The 19,867-nt window shown below is 63.7% G+C and carries 17 protein-coding genes and 1 pseudogene; 10 read left to right on the top strand and 8 right to left on the bottom strand.

All coding sequences use genetic code 11. The features are described 5' to 3' along the window. Window positions 1-159 (top strand): annotated as a pseudogene (locus G3N95_RS40805) (group II intron reverse transcriptase/maturase); the annotation flags it as partial. A 104-nt stretch (window positions 160-263) separates the two neighbouring features. Here the strand turns inward: G3N95_RS40805 and G3N95_RS40030 are convergent. After that, window positions 264-1,187 (bottom strand): bifunctional helix-turn-helix transcriptional regulator/GNAT family N-acetyltransferase, encoded by a 924-nt coding sequence (locus tag G3N95_RS40030; RefSeq protein ID WP_205975590.1) that lies wholly within the window; start codon window positions 1,185-1,187, stop codon window positions 264-266. 375 nt (window positions 1,188-1,562) lie between these two features. Between G3N95_RS40030 and G3N95_RS40025 the strand changes: the two genes are divergently transcribed. The 5 genes from G3N95_RS40025 to nagE all read left to right on the top strand — a co-directional run bounded on the left by G3N95_RS40025 (window position 1,563) and on the right by nagE (window position 8,952). Further along, window positions 1,563-2,297, top strand: a complete 735-nt coding sequence (locus tag G3N95_RS40025) for a GntR family transcriptional regulator (RefSeq protein ID WP_205975589.1) — start codon at window positions 1,563-1,565, stop codon at window positions 2,295-2,297. 80 nt (window positions 2,298-2,377) lie between these two features. Beyond that, window positions 2,378-3,481, top strand: a complete 1,104-nt coding sequence (gene nagA, locus G3N95_RS40020; protein WP_205975588.1) for an N-acetylglucosamine-6-phosphate deacetylase — start codon at window positions 2,378-2,380, stop codon at window positions 3,479-3,481. Then, entirely contained in the window at window positions 3,474-4,481 is a 1,008-nt protein-coding gene (locus G3N95_RS40015; protein WP_205975592.1) for an SIS domain-containing protein, read from the top strand. The genes nagA and G3N95_RS40015 overlap by 8 nt, the downstream gene beginning before the upstream one ends. Before the next feature lie 13 nt (window positions 4,482-4,494). Further along, window positions 4,495-7,080 (top strand): phosphoenolpyruvate--protein phosphotransferase, encoded by a 2,586-nt coding sequence (gene ptsP, locus G3N95_RS40010; protein ID WP_205975587.1) that lies wholly within the window; start codon window positions 4,495-4,497, stop codon window positions 7,078-7,080. 108 nt (window positions 7,081-7,188) lie between these two features. Then, complete coding sequence (gene nagE, locus G3N95_RS40005) at window positions 7,189-8,952, top strand: N-acetylglucosamine-specific PTS transporter subunit IIBC (protein WP_205975586.1); 1,764 nt, start codon at window positions 7,189-7,191, stop codon at window positions 8,950-8,952. Between the two features lie 70 nt (window positions 8,953-9,022). Here nagE and cydX read toward each other — a convergent pair whose 3' ends face one another. The 5 genes from cydX to rpoH all read right to left on the bottom strand — a co-directional run bounded on the left by cydX (window position 9,023) and on the right by rpoH (window position 13,410). Continuing rightward, on the bottom strand, window positions 9,023-9,142 hold the full coding sequence (cydX, locus tag G3N95_RS40000; protein ID WP_205975585.1) for a cytochrome bd-I oxidase subunit CydX: 120 nt from the start codon (window positions 9,140-9,142) through the stop codon (window positions 9,023-9,025). Between the two features lie 11 nt (window positions 9,143-9,153). Continuing rightward, entirely contained in the window at window positions 9,154-10,290 is a 1,137-nt protein-coding gene (gene cydB / locus G3N95_RS39995; protein WP_205975584.1) for a cytochrome d ubiquinol oxidase subunit II, read from the bottom strand. Window positions 10,291-10,309: 19 nt separating this feature from the next. Beyond that, window positions 10,310-11,899 (bottom strand): cytochrome ubiquinol oxidase subunit I, encoded by a 1,590-nt coding sequence (locus G3N95_RS39990; protein ID WP_205975583.1) that lies wholly within the window; start codon window positions 11,897-11,899, stop codon window positions 10,310-10,312. Then, complete coding sequence (cydP, locus tag G3N95_RS39985; protein WP_205975582.1) at window positions 11,889-12,161, bottom strand: cytochrome oxidase putative small subunit CydP; 273 nt, start codon at window positions 12,159-12,161, stop codon at window positions 11,889-11,891. Before cydP ends, G3N95_RS39990 begins: the two co-directional genes overlap by 11 nt. A 313-nt stretch (window positions 12,162-12,474) precedes the next feature. Continuing rightward, on the bottom strand, window positions 12,475-13,410 hold the full coding sequence (gene rpoH, locus G3N95_RS39980; RefSeq protein ID WP_205975581.1) for an RNA polymerase sigma factor RpoH: 936 nt from the start codon (window positions 13,408-13,410) through the stop codon (window positions 12,475-12,477). A 364-nt stretch (window positions 13,411-13,774) separates the two neighbouring features. Here rpoH and G3N95_RS39975 point away from each other — a divergent pair, with 364 nt between their 5' ends. Next, a complete protein-coding gene (locus G3N95_RS39975) occupies window positions 13,775-14,338 on the top strand; it encodes an acyloxyacyl hydrolase (RefSeq protein ID WP_205975580.1) in 564 nt (187 codons plus the stop codon). A gap of 45 nt (window positions 14,339-14,383) precedes the next feature. Then, complete coding sequence (locus G3N95_RS39970) at window positions 14,384-14,767, top strand: nuclear transport factor 2 family protein (RefSeq protein ID WP_205975591.1); 384 nt, start codon at window positions 14,384-14,386, stop codon at window positions 14,765-14,767. A 130-nt stretch (window positions 14,768-14,897) separates the two neighbouring features. On the opposite strand, the gene leuA is transcribed toward G3N95_RS39970, so the two are convergent. Both leuA and ybiB read right to left on the bottom strand, forming a co-directional pair. Further along, window positions 14,898-16,556: a 2-isopropylmalate synthase gene (leuA, locus tag G3N95_RS39965; protein ID WP_205975579.1), complete on the bottom strand. Its 1,659-nt coding sequence runs from the start codon at window positions 16,554-16,556 to the stop codon at window positions 14,898-14,900. A 511-nt stretch (window positions 16,557-17,067) separates the two neighbouring features. Next, on the bottom strand, window positions 17,068-18,036 hold the full coding sequence (ybiB, locus tag G3N95_RS39960; protein WP_205975578.1) for a DNA-binding protein YbiB: 969 nt from the start codon (window positions 18,034-18,036) through the stop codon (window positions 17,068-17,070). 249 nt (window positions 18,037-18,285) lie between these two features. Between ybiB and G3N95_RS39955 the strand changes: the two genes are divergently transcribed. Further along, window positions 18,286-18,984, top strand: coding sequence for a fumarylacetoacetate hydrolase family protein (locus G3N95_RS39955; protein ID WP_205975577.1), 699 nt, complete (start codon window positions 18,286-18,288; stop codon window positions 18,982-18,984). 33 nt (window positions 18,985-19,017) lie between these two features. After that, a complete protein-coding gene (gene maiA / locus G3N95_RS39950) occupies window positions 19,018-19,662 on the top strand; it encodes a maleylacetoacetate isomerase (protein ID WP_205975576.1) in 645 nt (214 codons plus the stop codon). Window positions 19,663-19,867: the final 205 nt, after the last annotated feature.

Genomic DNA, 19,867 nt, shown 5'->3' with positions numbered 1-19,867 from the left:
CTGGACCCAACGCGGGCATGGAAGTCGGCAAGCAACGGACGCGGTCCCTGGTGGAACGCCGGAGCGAGTCACATGAACGCGGCCTACCCCAAGAGCTTCTTTGACGTATCAGGGTTAGTTTCGCTGCTGGATACCCAGCGGCGCTTCCAGTGTGTTTAATGAACCGCCGTATGCGGAACCGCATGTACGGTGGTGTGAGAGGGCGACGGGGGTAACCCCGTCCCCTACTCGATTGCACTCTGCAATGGCAAGCGTACGCAAACCTACACGCCGCGCTCCCATTGCTCGATAACGAGATCGCGACCGAACCGCCGCTCGGGCGCTGCCCCGCGCAGCGCGAAACCGGCCTGCGTGAAAAGCCGCCGCGCATCGTCGAGCGAACTCTCGCTTTCGACGGATAACGTGCGGTATCCCGCTCGCTTCGCAAAGCGAACGCATTCGTTGATCAACTGCGTGCCGATGCCGAGTTGCCGCACGTCCGGTTCGACATACAGCATATGGAGATTCGCCTGCGCGTCGGAGGCCGTCGCCACCAGCGCCGATCCGACGATCAGACCATCCTGTTCCGCGACCCAGCAGATTTCCCGCCGCGCGTCGTGTGCCTGCGCGAAGCGCGCGGCCCGCTGCGCGAGCAGCGCTTCGAACGTGTGATCCCAGCCGTGTCCCTGCGCGAACAACTGCGCCTGGCGCGACACCAGCAAACCATATTCGCCCGCACGCGGCGCACGCAACGTGACGATGCTGTGCCGCGGTCGCTCGTCGAGAAGCCGCTCGATCAGTTTCATCGCGCCGACCAGTTGTTCCTGCGAGTGCGGTGCGAGCCGCGCGAGAACGGCGGTGACTTCGTCGATCGCGGCGGCGTCGAGCGGGCGGTACGCGGCGAGTCCCGTCTCGGTCAGCGAAACCAGCGACTGACGCGCGTCGACTTCCGACTGCCGCCGCGAAATCAGATTGCGCCGCTCGAAGCTTGCCAGCAGACGGCTCAGATAGCCGCTGTCGATACCGAGGTCGCGCGCGAGCGCCGCGGCCGTCTGGTGCTGGCTTCGCGACAGTTCGTGCATCACGCGGACTTCCGTCAGCGAAAACGGGCTCTTCTGCAGATGCTCGTGCAGCGCTCCGATGTGCTGCGTGTAAAAACGGTTGAAGTGACGGACGTGTTCCGCCCGGACTGTATTGGGATCGTTCACCTTGTCCGTTCCCCGTATTGGACTGTCATTCGGTCACCAAGCTCTGTTGTTTCCGTCGAGTGATCGCGCGCGAATTTCGAAGTTTGCACCAGATTGTTAATAAAGAGGTATGACATTTGCGGCTTAACGCACGCAACTTGACAGACGATTGATGCAGACCAGTTAACCAACTGGTCTCAAATACGGGTATGCCCTAATGCCAGCGGCGTGTCAGTTGGAAACCGCTTAATTCGCGGAGTGCCTTACCGATCAACGGTTTGCGGGATGTAGACCAGCTAGATACCAGCTCGTTGACTGGTATTATTGTGGTTATATAATGGGCTCCGATTTCGTGGTTAACGCAGTTCAGAATCCTCACGATCCCGACCGAGCCATATGGAAACCCGTTGGTCCGCACTGACACCTGACGTTCACAACGTCACCCCGCTGTACCTGCAACTCGCCCGCAACCTTGCGACGGCGATCCATTGCGGCGTGTGGTCGGCGGGTGAAGCGCTGCCGTCGGAGCGTACGTTGTCCGACGCCATCGGCGTATCGCGGATCACGGCGCGCAAGGCGATCGCCTTGCTGGTCGAACAGGGCTTGATCCGGCGCGCGCGCGGCGCGGGCAGTTTCATCACGCCGCGCGTCGAAGATCCGCTGTCGCGGCTCACGGGCTTCACGAAGAAGATGGAGCAGCGCGGCTTCCGGACGGATTCGGTGTGGCTGGAGCGCGAGGTGCGCACGGCCAGCCGCGACGAGATCGTGCATCTGGGCATGTCGCCGGGCGCGTCGGTGGCGAGCCTGCGCCGTTTGCGCCGCGCGGACGGCATCGTGATGGCCGTCGAGCATTCGTCGCTGCCCGTGTCGATCGTGCCCGATCCGCAGGCGATCGGCGGCTCGCTCTACAGCTATCTCGAACAGCGCGGTGCGCCCGTCGTGCGCGCGCTGCAGCACTTTCGCGCCGTCAATGCGTCGAGCGAGATCGCCACGTTGATGGACCTCGAACCGGGCAGCGCGCTGCTGCTGATCACGCGCGTCGGCTACAGCGCCGACCAGCGCGCCATCGAACTCACGGACACTTACTGTCGCGACGACTACTACGACTTCGTCGCTGAATTGCGGCTTTGATCCTGCGGGCAACGAATACAGGTTGAACGCGGGCGGCACGAATCAGTCACGCACTGCATAACGCAACATCAGAGAGACTCATGCTGACCGGAAACATACTCACTCCCGAAGGCTGGATCCACGGCACGATCGAATTCGAAAACGGCCGCATCTCGGCCATCAAGGGCGACGCCGTCGATCCGTCGAAGAATGACGCGCCATACATCCTGCCTGGCTTCATCGATCTGCACGTGCACGGCGGCGGCGGCGCCGACGTGATGGAAGCGGGCAACGCGATCGAAGCGATCACGCGCACGCACGCACGCTTCGGCACGACGAGCCTGCTCGCCACCACCATGACCGCGCCGCGCGACGAACTGATGGCAGTCGTCGCCGGTCTCGGCGACGTCGCGAAGAACCGCGTGCCGGGCGGCGCGCGCGTGCTCGGTGTGCACCTCGAAGGGCCGTACATCAATCCCGGCAAGCTCGGCGCGCAGCCTGACGCAGCCGTGTCGGCCGTGCTCGACGAAGTGCTGAAGTATCTGTCGATCGCGCCGATCCGCGTCGTCACGATCGCGCCGGAGATTTCCGGCCACATGGACATCATCTCGGAGATCAACGCGCGCGGCGTGCGAGTGCAACTGGGCCACTCGCTCGGCACCTACGACGACGCCGTGGCCGCGATGAAGCACGGCGCGCGTAGCTTCACGCACCTGTTCAATGCGATGTCGCCGCTGCATCACCGCAATCCGGGGATGGTCGGCGCGGCGCTCGCACACGCCGAATACGCGGAAATCATTCCCGACCTGCTGCACGTGCATCCGGGCGCGATCCGCGCCGCGATGCGCGCGATCCCGCGTCTCTACGTGGTGACGGACAGCACGTCGGCGACGGGCATGCCCGACGGCGAATACCGCCTCGGCAGCCAGCACGTGACGAAGTGCCTCGGCGGTGTGCGCCTTGCCGACGGCACGCTTGCGGGCAGCACGCTGACGATGGATCAGGCGCTGCGCAATCTCGTATCGCTCGGCCTGCCGGTGGCCGATGTTTCAAACCGTATGTCCCGTTATGCCGCCGACTACCTCGGCATCGAAGACCGTGGCCGCCTCGCGCGCGGCGCGTGGGCCGATGTCGTGGTGTTCGACCGCGAACTGGCGCTGACGGCGACTTACGTCGAAGGAGAATCGATTGTCGAATATGCTTAAAGAGGCGCTGGCGTCCGCTGACGTCGTCGCCGCGCAACTCAACGATACGTCGCGTGTGGAAGCGCTCGCGGCCCGCCTCGCGCAGGAGCCGCGGCATGTCGCGCTGACGGTGGCGCGCGGCAGCTCGGATCACGCAGCGAGTTACTTCGCATCGCTGACGATGAGCCGCGTCGGCCTGCCCGTCGCGTCGCTGCCGATGTCGGTCGCCACGCTCCAGCAGGCGCCGCTCAAAGTGCGCGATCAGCTTGCGCTCGGTTTCTCCCAATCGGGCAAGAGTCCGGATCTCGTCGGCACGATGCAGGCGCTGCGTGAAGCAGGCGCGCTGACCGTGGCCGCCGTCAACGTGCCCGGCTCGCCGCTTGAACAGGCATGCGAGTTCTATTTGCCCCTCGTCGCCGGTCCCGAGCTGAGCGTCGCGGCGACCAAGAGCTATATCGCGATGCTGTCCGTGTCCGCGCAACTCGTCGCGCACTGGCAGCAGGACGATGCGCTGCTCGGCGCGCTGAAATCACTGCCGGATGCGCTCGCGCGTGCGGGCGCGCTCGACTGGTCGAAGGCCGTGGACGAACTGCGCAATGTCGAACGCATGATCGTGATCGGCCGTGGGCTTGGTCTCGCGATCGCACAGGAAGCGGCGCTGAAACTCAAGGAAACGTCGGGCATCCAGGCCGAGGCGTTTTCGAGTGCCGAAGTGCGTCATGGTCCGATGGAACTGATTGACCGCGACTATCCGCTGCTGGTGTTCGCACCGCGCGGACCGGAGCAGGCCGGCCTGTTGCAACTCGCGCGCGACATGCAGGCGCGCGGCGCGCGCGTGCTGCTCGCCGCACCGGACGACGTGCCCGAAGCCACCTTGCCGCTCGTATCGACGGCCCACGCGGCGCTCGATCCGATTGCCGCAATCCTTTCTTTCTACGTGATGGCAGCCGGCCTAGCCGCCGCACGCGGACGCAATCCCGATGCGCCGCGCCATCTGATGAAAGTCACCGAAACTCACTGATCGAGATATTCAGATGCGACGTGTCGAGGAGTCCCGCTTGAAGAGCCATTCCGAAGGCCAGATTGTCCTGCTTGCGCCGATGACGGGTCCCGTCGTCCCGCTCGCGAACGTGCCCGACCCGGTGTTTTCGGGTGGCATGTTCGGCGACGGCATCGGTATCGATCCGCTGGAAGGCAAGCTCGTTGCGCCGTGCGACGGCGTCGTGATGCATCTGGCGCGCACTGGCCACGCCGTCACGATCACGACGGAAGAAGGCGCCGAAGTCCTGCTGCATATCGGTATCGACACGGTCGAGCTGAACGGCAAAGGCTTTGCGCCGATGATCGAGCAGGGCGCGAAAGTGCGCACGGGCGACGTGCTGATCGAGTTCGATCAGGATGCCGTCGCGCGCAATGCGCCGAGCCTCGTGTCGGTGATCGCGATTGCGAACTCCGATGCATTCGAGATCGTGGAGCGCGCCGAAAGCGGCACGCTGAAGGCAGGCGAGTCGCCGCTCCTGACGCTGCGCGTGCGCGATGGCGCAGCCGTGGCGGCGTCGCGCGAGGCGTCGAGCGTCAGCGAAGAAGCGCGCCAGAGCATCGTGCTCGAGCATGCGGGCGGTCTGCATGCGCGTCCTGCGGCACGTGCGCGCGAAGCGGCGCGCGGTCTCGATGCGCGCGTAGAGGTGCGTTTCGACGGCAAGAAGGCGGCGATCGAAAGCGTCGTCGGCTTGCTGGGACTGGGCGCGGGACAGGGCGCGACGGTCGAGATCGTCGGCATCGGCGGGCAGGCTCGGGCGGCCGTCGATGCCGTCGTGCGCGAACTGACGCGCGAGGCGCACGGCGAAGCGGAAGAGAAGCCCGCGCGCCAGATGTCGCCGGCACCTGTCGCTGTGCCGAAGACGAGCGGCGAAACGCTCGCGCCGAACACGCTCGCGGGCGTGTGCGCGGCGCCCGGCATCGCCGTCGGCAAGCTGGTGCGCTGGGACGACGCGGACATCGATCCGCCCGAGACGACGGGCAACACGCCCGCTGCCGAAAGCCGCCAGCTCGACAAGGCGCTCGCCGCCGTCGATGCCGAACTGAACACGACCGTGCGCGACGCATCGCAGCGCGGCGCGCATGGTGAAGCAGGCATTTTCGCGGTGCATCGCGTACTGCTGGAGGATCCGACGCTGATCGACGCCGCGCGTGATCTGATCAGCCTCGGCAAGAGCGCGGGCTTCGCGTGGCGCGAGACGATCCGCGCGCAGATCGGCGTACTGTCGAAAGTCGATGATGCGCTGCTCGCCGAACGTGCCGCCGATCTGCGCGACATCGAGAAGCGCGTGCTGCGCGCGCTCGGCTATTCGAACGCGGCGGCGCGCTCGCTGCCGGATGAAGCGGTGCTGAGCGCCGACGAGTTCACGCCTTCGGATCTGTCTTCGCTGGATCGCAAGCGCGTCACCGCGCTCGTGATGGCGCGCGGCGGCGCGACCTCGCACGCGGCGATCATCGCGCGGCAGGCGGGCATTCCCGCGCTGGTCGCGATGGGCGATGCGTTGCACGCGATCGCGGACGGCACGCAGGTGGTGGTCGATGCGACGGCGGGCCGCCTCGAATATGCGCCGAGCGCACTCGATGTCGAACGCGCGCGCAATGAGCGTCAGCGTCTGGCGGGCGTGCGCGAAGCGAACCGCCGCACGTCGCAGCAAGCCGCCGCGACCAGCGACGGCCGCGCAATCGAAGTCGCCGCGAACATCGCGACGCTCGACGACGCGACCACTTCCGTCGACAACGGCGCAGACGCCGTCGGCCTGCTGCGCACCGAACTGCTGTTCATCCACCGTCAGGCGGCGCCGACCGTCGACGAGCATCGCCAGAGCTATCAGTCGATCGTCGAGGCGTTGCAAGGACGCACGGCCATCATCCGTACGCTCGACGTCGGCGCGGACAAGGAAGTCGATTATCTGACGCTGCCGCCCGAACCGAATCCGGCGCTCGGCCTGCGCGGTATCCGTCTCGCGCAGGTTCGTCCGGATCTGCTCGAAGACCAGCTGCGCGGCCTGCTCGCAGTGCAGCCGGTGGGCAAGGTGCGCATCCTGTTGCCGATGGTGACGGACGCCGGCGAACTCGTGCGTCTGCGCAAGCGGATCGACGAACTCGCCACCGAGCTTGGCCGCACCGGGAAGATCGAGGTCGGCGCGATGATCGAAGTGCCGTCGGCGGCGTTGCTCGCCGATCAACTCGCGAAGCATGCGGACTTCCTGTCGATCGGCACGAACGATCTCACGCAATACACGCTCGCAATGGACCGTTGCCAGCCGGATCTCGCCGCGCAGGCGGACGGTATGCATCCGGCCGTGCTGCGTCTGGTGTCGGCGGCAGTGCAGGGCGCCGAAAAGCACGGCAAGTGGGTCGGCGTGTGCGGCGCGCTCGCGGGCGATCCGCTCGCAGTGCCGCTGCTCGTCGGCCTCGGTGTGACCGAATTGTCGGTCGACCCCGTGTCCGTGCCCGGCATCAAGGCGCGTGTGCGCAAACTCGATTATCAGCTGTGCCGTCAGCGCGCCCAGGATGCCCTGGCGCTCGATTCGGCACAGGCGGTAAGAGCCCTGAGCCGCGAAATCTGGCCGCAAGACTGAGGGCGCTTGCGTCGCAACCGGTCCGAACGACGGATTCGTCAGCTCAACATTTCAACCAGCAAGTAAAGCAAGTACGCAACTACACGAGACAAAGGAGTGGAGGTATCAATGGATGGGAATCCGTTTCTGAAGATTCAGCGCCTTGGACGCGCACTGATGCTGCCGATTGCGGTGTTGCCGGTAGCCGGCCTGTTGCTGCGCCTCGGTCAGCCCGATGTGTTCAACATCAAGATGATCGCCGACGCAGGCGGCGCGATCTTCGACAACCTGCCGCTTCTGTTCGCGATCGGCGTCGCTGTCGGCTTCGCGAAGGACAATAACGGCGTGGCGGCGCTGGCGGGCGCGATCGGCTATCTGATCGAAGTCGCCGTGATGAAGGACATCAACGACAAGCTCAACATGGGCGTGTTGTCGGGGATCATCGCCGGTATCGTCGCGGGCATGCTGTACAACAAGTACAAGGACATCAAGCTGCCCGACTACCTCGCGTTCTTCGGCGGCAAGCGCTTCGTGCCGATTGCCACGGGGGTGGCCTGTCTGGTGCTAGGCATTGTGTTCGGCTACGCGTGGGCGCCCGTTCAGGGTGTCATCGACGCCGCCGGCCACTGGCTGACGACGGCAGGCGCGGTCGGCGCATTCGTGTTCGGGTTGCTCAACCGTCTGCTGCTCGTGACGGGTCTGCATCACATCCTGAACTCGCTCGCGTGGTTCGTGTTCGGCTCGTTCACGCCACCGGGCGGCGCAGCCGTGACGGGCGACCTGCACCGCTTCTTCGCCGGCGATCCGACGGCGGGCACGTTCATGACGGGCTTCTTCCCGATCATGATGTTCGGTCTGCCCGCAGCGTGTCTCGCGATGTTCCATGAAGCGCCGAAGGAGCGCCGCGCGCTGGTCGGCGGCCTGCTGTTCTCGATGGCGCTGACGTCGTTCCTGACGGGCGTGACGGAGCCGATCGAGTTCAGCTTCATGTTCCTCGCGCCGGTGCTCTACGCGATCCACGCGGTGCTGACAGGCCTGTCGCTCGCGATCTGCTCGGCACTCGGCATCAAGCTCGGCTTCACGTTCTCGGCGGGCGCGATCGACTATGTGCTGAACTACGGCCTGTCGACGAAGGGCTGGGAAGCGATTCCCATCGGTATCGCGTATTCGGTCGTCTACTACGGGCTGTTCCGCTTCTTCATCCGCAAGTTCAACATGGCGACGCCGGGCCGCGAGCAGGAAACACCCGAAGCAGCCAACGAATCGTTCTCGACGGATGGCTTCGTCGCGCCTGTTGCAGGCGCAGCGGCAGCGTCGGGCACGCGTGCGCAGCGTTACATCGCGGCGCTCGGCGGTGCGGCGAATCTGTCGGTGGTCGATGCGTGCACGACGCGTTTGCGTCTATCGGTGGTGGATTCGGAGAAGGTGTCGGAGAACGAGCTGAAGTCGGTCGGCGCGCGCGGCGTGCTGAAGCGCGGCGGCGGCAACGTGCAGGTGATCATCGGACCGGAAGCGGACATCATCGCCGATGAAATCCGTACGACGATCGCGAGCGGCAGTGCGGCTGTTTCGCCTGCGGTTGCTTCGACGTCGAAGCCGGTTGCTCCGGCTGCGGCTCCCGCTGCCGCCGCTGCATCCGGCAACGGTCCGCTCGATCCGGACCCGCTGCGCTGGCTCGCCGTGTTCGGCGGCGCGACGAACGTCGTGTCGCTGGAAGCCGTCGCGGCGACGCGCCTGCGCATCGTGGTGCGCGATGCATCGGCGATTGATCGCCAGCGTCTCGACACGCTGAATGTAGCGTGGGTGTCGACGGATACGTTCCACATCGTCGTCGGCGAGGCGGCGCAGCGTTACGCGCAGCAGCTGTCGACGCGTCTGACGGCAACGGCCTGAGCTTCGTGAAGGCCTGAGTCTTCGGCGATAAAAGCCGGCGCCCCGAGGGGCGCCGGTTTGCGTTTACGGCTCAGTGTTCGCCGCGCTCAGCATCCGCGTCGACGGCATTGTTCGCTTCGAGCCACATCACGTTGATGATGCCGAGCGCGAGCGCAAGACCAATGCCGAGAATCCAGCTGAAGTACCACATGGTTCGCTCCTTCAGTACATCGAGTGATGGTTCTGTTCGATCGCGTCGGCCGTGACCTTGCCGCGCATCACGCGATACACCCAGCTCGTGTAGATCAGGATGAGCGGCAAGAAGATGATCACGGCGATCAGCATGATCTGCAACGTCATCTGGCTCGACGTCGAATCCCAGACGGTGAGGCTGCTGCGGCCGTCGAGCGACGACGGCATGATGAACGGAAACATCGAGAAGCCTGCCGTCAGGATCACGCCGATCACCATCAGCGACGTCGACAGGAACGCGGTGCGCTCGAAGCGCGAATTCGCGAGCACCAGCGCGAGCACGCCGCCCACGACGCCGGCGATGGGCGCGGCGATCATCCACGGATACATCGCGTAGTTCGTGAGCCACAGGCCCGGCGCGCCGATCACGTTTTTCAGCAGCGGATTCGCGACGGTATCGAGCGGCGCGGGCTCACTGATCTGGTAACCGCCGATCAGCGTCGCCACCAGCACGCCCGCAATCAGAAACAGCCCGACCGCGACGAGCGATGCGACGCGCAGCGCAATCGACGCACGCCGTGCGACGACACCATCCGCTTTCATCTTCACGAACGCTGCGCCGTGCGCGGCGAGCATCGACACGCTCACCACGCCGCACAGCAAGGCGAACGGATTGAGCAGCTCGAAGAAGCTGCCGTGATAGGTGACGCGCAGTTCCTGATCGAACGCGAACGGCACGCCTTGCAGCAGATTGCCGAAGGCGACGCCGAACACCAGTGCGGGCACGAATCCACCGACGAACAGCGCCCAGTCCCATGCGCTGCGCCAGCGCGGATCGTCGCGCTTGCCACGATAGTCGAAGCCGACGGGGCGGAAGAACAGCGAGAACAGCACGAGCAGCATCGCGAAGTAGAAGCCCGAGAACGATGCGGCATACACGAGCGGCCACGCGGCGAACATCGCGCCGCCCGCCGTGATCAGCCAGACCTGGTTGCCTTCCCAGGTCGCGCCGACCGTATTCACGACGATGCGCCGCTCGGCATCCGTCTTGCCGATGAAGGGCAGCAGGATGGCTGCGCCCATGTCGAAGCCGTCGGTGAGCGCGAAGCCGATCAGCAGGACGCCGATCAGCACCCACCAGATCAGCTTGAGAGTTGGGTAATCCATGGCGTTGTCCTTGTCTTTTTCATGCGGCCGTATTCGCGCCGATGCCCGTCTGCGCACTCTGCTCGTGGTGGTAGCGGCCCGTATGCAGCGACGACGGACCGAGCCGCGCGTACTTGAACATCAGCGTGATCTCGATGATGAAGAGTGCGGTGTAGAACACGATGAATCCCGCGAGACTCAGATACAGGTCGCCCGCAGTCAAACTCGACGACGACAGCGATGTGGGCAGAATGCCCGCGATCGTCCACGGCTGGCGCCCGACTTCCGCGACGATCCAGCCAAACTCGGCCGCGAGCCACGGCAGCGGAATCGCCCACACGGCCCAACGCAGGAACCAGCGGCGGTTGTCGCGCAACAGCGAGCGCTGCGCGCAGAAGAAGAATGCCAGCACGAAGGTCGCAAGGAACAGGATGCCGAGGCCGACCATCAGGCGGAACGACCAGAACACGGGCAGCACGGGCGGGACGGTCTTCTTCGCGGCCTGTTTGATCTGGTCAGCGGAGGCGTCGGTAACTTTCGGCGTGAACTGCCTGAGCAGCAAGCCGTAGCCGAGATCTTTCTTGTGCGCGTCGAACGTGGCGTGTGTTTCGTCGGTCGTGTCGCCTTGTCTGATTTTTTGCAGCGCGCCGTACGCGAGGATGCCGTTGCGGATGCGCGTCTCGTTCTGCGCCATCAGTTCTTTCAGCCCGACGACGGGTTCGTCGAGCGAGCGCGTTGCGATGATGCCGAGCGCGTAGGGCACGCGCAGCGCATAGTCGGTGCGTTCTTCCTGCTGGTTCGGAATGCCGAAGATCGTGAACGGCGCGGGCGGCGGCGCCGTTTCCCATTCGGATTCGATTGCGGCGAGTTTCATCTGCTGCACCTCGCCCGTGGTGTAGCCCGATTCGTCGCCGAGCACGATCACGCACAACGTCGCGGCCAGCCCGAAGCCCGACGCGACGGCGAACGAGCGCAGCGCGAAGTCGATGTCGCGGCGCTTCAGCAGATACCACGACGAGAGTCCCAGCACGAACATCGACGCCGTCACGTAACCCGCCGACACCGTGTGCACGAACTTTACCTGCGCGACGGGATTGAAGATCACGTCGAAGATGCTCGACAGCTCCATGCGCATCGTTTCGTAGTTGAACTCGGCACCGACGGGGTTGTTCATCCAGCCGTTCGCGATCAGGATCCACAGCGCGGACAGATTCGAGCCGAGCGCCACGAGGAACGTGACCATCAGATGCTGGACACGCGACAGCCGGTTCCAGCCGAAGAAGAACAGTCCGACGAAGGTCGATTCCAGGAAGAATGCCATCAGCCCTTCGACGGCGAGCGGCACGCCGAAGATATCGCCGACGTAGTGAGAGTAGTACGACCAGTTCGTGCCGAACTGGAACTCGAGCGTGAGGCCCGTCGTTACGCCCATCGCGAAGTTGATGCCGAACAGCTTGCCCCAGAACTGGGTCATGTCCTTGTAGATCTGCTTGCCCGTCATCACGTAGACGCTTTCCATGATGACGAGCAGCCAGGACAGACCGAGCGTCAGCGGTACGAACAGGAAGTGATAGAGCGCCGTGACGGCGAATTGCAGACGCGAGAGATCGACGACGTCGCTAGCGGGCATGGTTGTCACCTCGATGCGGAAGCGGCGATTGGGCGGACGCCGGCACCGACAGCAGCGCCTGTGCCACCTGGGCAGGCGGCAGCGACATGTTCTGCGCCTGCGGATGATTGAAGAAGGCGAACTTGAGTGCGATCAGAAGCGCGAATTTGATCGCGAGCACGATCAGGATGTCGCGAGCGAAGGTCGGACCGCGAGCACACGCGACGATACGGCTGACGAGGGTGCGGCGTGAGGCATTCCTTTGATTGAGCGTTGTGGCCATGTTTGATCGGCAACGACATCGCGCCGGTTGACCCGGCAGGATCCAGTGCCCGTCATTCACGGCGCTGGCGCATGCCTAACCATTGTAGGAATGAGCTGATGGACAAATCCGCGTCATCGTGTCGCGAGTCTGCGTCAGCCTTATCTTTAATAAGTCACGGTCCGCATGAGGTCAAGGCAATGTCTCGACATTGATCCGCATCGACGCAATATCTGACGCTCAAAAGGTAAAAAGCCCCGCCTTCTTGCGAAGAGCGGGGCTCTGTTCGTTACGGGTGCCGCCGATGACCGGCGCGCCCGCTGCTTCTCTGTGGTTACGCGTATTCGGCCAGCGCGGTGCGCATCTTCTTCATCGCGCTTGCTTCGATCTGGCGAATCCGTTCGGCCGACACGCCGAACTCGTCGGCCAGTTCGTGCAGCGTCGAGCCGCCCGAACCGTCGTCTTCCACCTGCAGCCAGCGTGCCTCGATGATGCGGCGGCTGCGCGAATCGAGTGATTCCAGTGCGCTCGCGATACCGTCGCTGTGCAGCTTGTCGCGCTGACGCGCAGCCAGCACGGCCGTCGGCTCGCTGTGCGAATCGGCCAGATAGGCGATCGGCGCGAAAGCGTCTTCGCCGTCTTCGACCTGACCTTCGAGCGCGACATCGCCACCCGACAGACGCGTTTCCATTTCGGCCACTTCTTCGCGCTTGACGTTCAGCTCTTTCGCCAGGCCGTCGATCTCATCAGGCGTGAACGACTGCAAGCCTTGCTTGTGGCTGCGCAGGTTGAAGAACAGCTTGCGTTGCGCCTTGGTCGTCGCCACTTTCACCATGCGCCAGTTGCGCAGGATGTATTCGTGGATTTCGGCCTTGATCCAATGCATTGCGTACGACACGAGACGCACGTTCTGCTCCGGGTCGAAGCGCTTCACAGCCTTCATCAGACCAATGTTGCCTTCCTGGATCAGGTCCGCGTGCGGCAAACCATACCCGAGGTAGTTACGCGCGATCGACACGACCAGCCGCAGGTGCGACAGGACGAGCTTGCGCGCAGACTCGAGGTTGTTCTGCTCGCGGTATTCGGTGGCGAACTGGCGCTCTTCTGCCGGCGTCAGCATCGGAATCCGGTTTACGGCCTGGATGTAGGCGTCGATGTTGCCCAGCTGGCCGGGCAGAAGAGAAGCATGCGAGAGCGCCAGTGCACCTGCCGGAGCGGCCTTAGCCGACGACGGGCTCAGAGTACTCGGAAGGGTCAATGTGTTGCTCACGTAGCAAACTCCTTTTATTCAGACAAAAGTCTGGCAGTTGCCAGACCACGATGGATGTTAGCACTCTCATCTACTGAGTGCTAATACTTAGAAGCCGTAGGGCCATCCAAGTTCCCTAGATGCTATTGGAATCAAACTTCTAATAGCATCGTACCCTTATCGTACCTCATCTGCAGGTTTCGCAGCGAACGCATAGGATTCGTCGAGTGCGACAGAATTCCGCAACCGAGGGCAAGATTTTTTCGGAAACAGAAGCAGTTATTTGCGACTTTTTGGCGGTGATTAAAGGGTCCGATAGTTGCTACCGTCTCTAAAATGTCGCTGCGCGATGTCCTCGCTCAAACTCGCATCTGGTGAACGTACGATGGAAAAAAAGAACAAGGCTTGGATCAACCTGGCGTTCAAATGTGCCGCCGCTGCGGTTTTCTTCAGCCTGTCAGGTCTGGCTTCGGCAGACCAGTTCGGAATTCAGATCACGGGCGCCACCGCCGACGAACACGTCCACAAGCTCGACCTCGGTTTTGTCTGGGATCCCAATCTGACCTGGTGGGAAATCGGCGGCTGGCACTTCGCGCTGCTCGGCGAAGCGCACGCGGCATGGTGGCACACGGACGAGGGCAACGTTCACCAGAACATCGGCGAATTCGGCGTCACGCCGGTGATCCGCTTCATCAAAGGCTCGGGCGCGTTCCGGCCGTACGTCGAGGCGGGCGTCGGCGTGCGCGTGCTGACCAGCTCGCGAATTTCTTCGACCTTCTCGCTGGGCTCCGCGTTCCAGTTCGCCGATATGGTGGGCGCGGGCGCGCAGTTCGGCGATCATCAGCAGTATCAGCTTGGCTACCGCTTTCAGCATGTCTCGAACGGCGGTATCAAAGAGCCGAATCCTGGTATAAATTTCCACCAGATTTACGTGCAGTACAACTTCTGACGACTGCTGCCACTATCGGCGCCGTCGTCGATGGGGGCGAACGCGATGGTGGCAAAAGTGATCGAGGCGATTCGCGGGCTGGAGCGCGACCGCTTTCGCGCGATGGTGGAAGGAAACGGTCAGCAGCTCGACACGCTGCTCTCGGACAACGTCATATACGTTCACACGAACGGCAAGCGCGAGTCGAAGCAGCAGTTCATTGACGGCATCACGGCCGGGCGTCGCCGCTATCGCCAGATCGAGGTGCAGTCGCAGGAGGTGCTGCCTGTCGGGCGCGAGACCTGCGTGGTCACGGGCCGTGCGCTGATCGAGATGGAAGCGAACAATGGCGCGTTGCTGTTCCCGATTGCCTACATGGCCGTTCACGCGCAGGAAGACGGCAAATGGCGGCTGATCGCGTGGCAGGCGACGCGCTGCGCTATCGAGTGACGCGGATCGCGCGATCACTCCTCTCCTGACGGAAGCCGCTTTTTGAGCGGTCCGTGCGCGCCGGCGACGGGTGACTCGCCGGCGTTTGCGCTGCTGCGGTCCTGCGTGTTTCTGGTTGCCTTACGTTCGATCAGGCCGCGACTCTACTGTCGACAGCCGGCCAGCCCGCCCGATTGACGCCGCTGACGACGGCATCGACGACGGCCGTCATTTCGTCCTGCGCCACGCCGACGCCATGACGCATCGGCTGATCGCCCACCCGGCAGCCGACGAATACTGCCGTGCGGCCATCCGTCGTGCGCATAGTCTCGAACGACGTGATCTCGATGGCCTGCTTCGCCGCCGTCGTCATTTCCTGTGCGACGGCCTTTGCATACGCCTCGTGGCCATCGACGCTCGCCGCCGCCGCTGCGGGCACGCCGATCTCCCGCTTGTTCCAGCGAACCGTCGAGCCGTTCACGCGTTGCGCCGGGCCGTCCGTCTCGAAGTATTCGCGGGCGAACAGCGTGCAGATTGCGTCGCCCGTCACCTCTTCGCCCGACTGGTCGGCGACCGTCTGCACGGCATGGCTGAATTCGATCTGCACGCGTCGCGGCGGTGCGAAGCCCATGCCTCGTTCGAGCAGATAGGTCGAACCGCCCTTGCCGGACTGGCTGTTCACGCGGATCACGGCGTCGTAGCTGCGGCCCACGTCGGCGGGATCGATGGGCAGATACGGCACTTCCCAGACGGCGTCGGCTTTCTGCTGAGCGAAGCCCTTGCGGATCGCGTCCTGATGCGAACCGGAGAACGCGGTGTAGACGAGATCGCCCGCATACGGATGGCGCGGGTGCACGGGAATCTGGTTGCAGCGCTCGACCACGCGCCGCACGGAATCGATGTCCGAAAAGTCGAGGCCGGGATCGATGCCCTGCGTGTAGAGATTCATCGCGAGCGTGACGATGTCCACGTTGCCCGTGCGCTCGCCGTTGCCGAACAGGCATCCTTCGATGCGGTCCGCGCCCGCCATCAGCGCGAGTTCCGCCGCGGCGACGGCGGTGCCGCGATCGTTATGCGGATGCACCGACAACACGATGCTGTCGCGATAGCCGAGATTGCGGTCCATCCATTCGATCTGGTCCGCATACACGTTCGGCGTCGCGGCTTCGACCGTCGCGGGCAGGTTCACGATCATCTTGTGATCGCGCGTCGGACGCCACGTTTGCGCGACGGCGTCGCAGACTTCGCGCGCGAACGGCAGCTCGGTCATGCTGAACGTTTCCGGCGAGTACTGGTAGGTCCAGTGCGTCTGCGGGCGGGCGTCGGCGTGCTCGCGAATGATCCGCGTGCCTTCGACGGCGAGCGCCTTCACCTCTTCCTTCGACTGGTTGAAGACGATCTTGCGGAACGACGGGCAGATTGCGTTGTACAGATGGACGATCGCGCGCGGCACGCCTTCGAGCGCCTCGAACGTGCGCGCAATCAGGTCTGCGCGCGACTGGACGAGCACTTCGATGGTCACGTCGTCGGGAATGCGCTTTTCGTCGATTAGCTTGCGGACGAAATCGAAGTCGGTTTGCGACGCCGACGGAAAACCGACTTCGATCTCCTTGAAACCGATGGCGACGAGCATCTCGAAGAACTCGGTCTTCTGCGCGATACTCATCGGTTCGATCAGCGACTGGTTGCCGTCGCGCAAATCGGTGCTCATCCAGATCGGCGCGCGGTCGATCGTGCGGCTGGGCCACTTTCGGCCGGTGAGGCGGACGGTGGGGAAGGGACGGTATTTCTCGGCAGGGTTGCGCAACATGGTAAGGCCTCGTTCGTTTCGTTTAGTCGTGTGCTGGGGGATGTGGCGTCGAGCGGCTGGCGGGTTGCCACAGATGCACGACCCGCAAGCCGGGCGCTAGCGGGAGCAACGAACGGGCGCGAACAAACAACGTCATCGGAACGACGACGAAGGCAACGATCGATACGGAAGCCCATGCAACGTGCATTTGACCCTCGCGATTCGTCCGAACGGTAAACGGACGAATGCAGACGACTACAGGTTTTTGAAGGAACTACGGACTGGGGTGAAACAGGAACTGCTGGGAGGACCGCTGCAACCGCTTGGGCGACTGCACGCGGCGCTACGTCTTGCTTACGCTAGACGTAGCGATAGGGGCCGCGCTAGGCGGCCGGAGGTAATTCGGAGGGTGTTCGGAATGGAACGCATTGTCAGAAGATAAGCGACGCGGCAGGAGGCTGTCAACCTGCGGAGCGCTGCAAGGCGTTCCTTTTGCATGCGGAAATCACGCGTGGGCAGCCGTCAACCGTTGTCAGGCGGCCTTCCGCGCGATCTCCACGATCAGTTCGACCTGCCGGGTGATGGCGGCGGGCACGGGTGCGTCGCCGCGCAGCACTTCGGCGATCCACGCGGCCGTGGTGGGCGCATCGCGTCCTTCGGGCAGGTCGACTTCGGGCGCATCGGGCGACGAACGCTCGGCGGCGACGCGCGTTTCACAGATGCCGTCATGCAGCCAGTCGATCTGCACCTGGCGGCGCGTATCCGCGACGGCCTCGCCCTCCGTGCCGCGCGCGAGCAGCGCACCGCCGACGGCCGCCTCCGGATGCGCAACGAACAGTTGTGTCAGGCTCTCGCGATACGGCGGATGCGTGTAGTTCACGAGCCGCAGGCCTGCCGGCGCAAACGGCTGAAGAATCTTGACGAGCGTGTGGGTCGAATTGCGCACGCCCATCCGTCGACGCAGCGAGAGCAGCCGCGCCAGTTTCGGCGCGAGCGTTGCGATCGGCGCGAATGCGATGCGTTGGCTCGCGAGGCTCGCTTCGATATCGTTGTGCGTCTGCGCAGGCGCGACGTTCAGATGCGCGAAAATTTCGGCGCTCGTCACGCGGCCCGGGTCTTCCGTTACGCCGTGCACGAGCACGGGCACACCTTCGCGCGCTAGCAGCAACGCCAGCAACGGCACGAGGTTCGGCTGCTTGCGCGCGCCGTTGTAGCTCGGGATCGACACCGCCTGGTGCGCGTCGTGCTTCACGTCAATCGGCGTGAACGACGCGTGCGCGGCGGCCAGCATCGCGGCCAGTTCGTCGGCGGATTCGCCTTTCACACGATACGCGAGCAGGATCGCACCCAGTTCGAGATCGGACACGCGGCCGTCGAGCATCGCGGCGTACAACGCGTGCGTGTCGTCCGGTGTGAGCGCGCGCGCGCCGTTGGGGCCGCGTCCGATTTCCTTGATGAATCGGGCGCAGGGAAAAGGCGTGGTGTCGGTGAGATTGGTCATCGGGGCAAATCGGTATTGAGGGGGCGGCGGGCCGTGTTGCTCGGCTGACGACGTGCTACGTCCCTTTCGAGTATCGCACGCCAACGGTTCCTTCAGAATTCGAGCAAATTCACGGCCTGTCATGAACCTTACGGCATGAGTCCGTTGCCTGCCACCTGGCCGTTCGGCCAGACGACGCGCGAAACGGCGTCGCGTTACACTCAACGCTTCGCCGCGTCTGAGCGGCTCCATAGAAGACGGAGAACGGGAATGGGTTACGTGTTTGCGCCAGCGCCGGTGACGGCAGTGCCAGTCGTCGGATCGGACGATCAATTCGCGGTACGCCGCATTTACTGCGTCGGCCGCAATTACGAGGCGCATGCGCGCGAAATGGGCCATGATCCCGACCGCGAGCCGCCGTTCTTCTTCGCGAAGCCTGCCGACGCCGTGCTTTACGTCGCGCCCGGCGCCACGGGTGAATTCCCGTATCCGGCGCAGTCGAAGAATGTCCACTACGAGATGGAACTCGTCGCGGCAATCGGCAAGGGAGGCAAGAACATTCCCGCCGGCAAGGCGCTCGATCACGTCTACGGCTACGCGCTCGGTCTCGACATGACGCGCCGCGACCTGCAGGCGGAAGCGAAGAAACTGGGCCGTCCGTGGGACACGGCGAAGGGCTTCGATCATTCGGCGCCGCTCGGTCCGATTCATCCCGTTTCGAAGGTCGGTCATATCGACAAGGGCGCAATCTTTCTCACGGTCAACGGCGAAGAGAAGCAGCGCTCGGATGTGTCGCAGCTGATCTGGTCGGTGGCTGAGACGATCGAGTATCTGTCCAGCTTCTTCGAACTGCAGCTCGGCGATCTGATTTTCACAGGTACGCCCGAAGGCGTGGGCGCCATCGTCCAGGGCGACCTGATGAAGGGCGGTGTGGACGGGCTGGGCGAATTCAGCGTGCGCGTGGTTTAACGCCCGCAGATTCAGTCAGGGGGAGACTACACAATGAAGCTGTACAGCTACTTTCGCAGCTCGGCGTCGTATCGCGTGCGTATCGCGCTGAACCTGAAGAACCTGCCGTACGAGTACATGCCCGTGCATCTGCTGCGCGACGGCGGCGAGCAGTTCAAGCCCGAATACCGCAAACTCAATCACGACGCCATCGTGCCGACGCTGGTGGACGGCGGCGACGTGATCACGCAGTCGCTTGCGATCATCGAGTATCTGGAGGAAACGCATCCGGAGCCCGCGCTGCTGCCGTCGAAGCCCGCGGATCGCGCGTATGTCCGCTCGATCGTCCAGCAGCTTGCATGCGAGATCCATCCGTTGAACAACCTGCGCGTGCTCAAGTATCTGAAGCGTACCGTCGGCGTGAGCGACGAGGTGAAAGATGCGTGGTACCACCATTGGATCAGTTCGGGTTTTGCCGCGCTCGAAGAGTATCTGGTTGCCGATGGCCGTGCGGGCAAGTTGTGCTTCGGTGATACGCCGACCATCGCCGATATCTGCCTCGTGCCGCAGGTATTCAATGCGACCCGCTTCAATGTCGACTTGAGCCCGTATCCGACCATTCGCCGCATTTGCGACTACGCCAACTCGCTCGATGCGTTCGCGCGTGCCGAACCTTCCGTGCAGCCGGACGCGGAGTGAACGCGCGAGCATTCCGCTAGACACTCACTCGCAACGCAGAAGCAATGAAAAAGGGCGTCATGCAAACACATGACGCCCTTTCGTATTTGTGCGCCCAGCATGGGCGCACTCCTGCGGGTGCAAGTCCCGCCATAAGCTGGTCACAGCGAATGAAGTGAAGCGCAACTGCATGAGGGCGACCGAGTGTGGGGAGGAAGCGTGGAGC

The sequence above is a fragment of the Paraburkholderia sp. Tr-20389 genome, from assembly GCF_017104565.1.
Lineage (GTDB): Bacteria > Pseudomonadota > Gammaproteobacteria > Burkholderiales > Burkholderiaceae > Paraburkholderia.
Note: the sequence above shows the minus strand (reverse complement) of the source record. Positions and strands in the feature narration are given on the sequence as shown.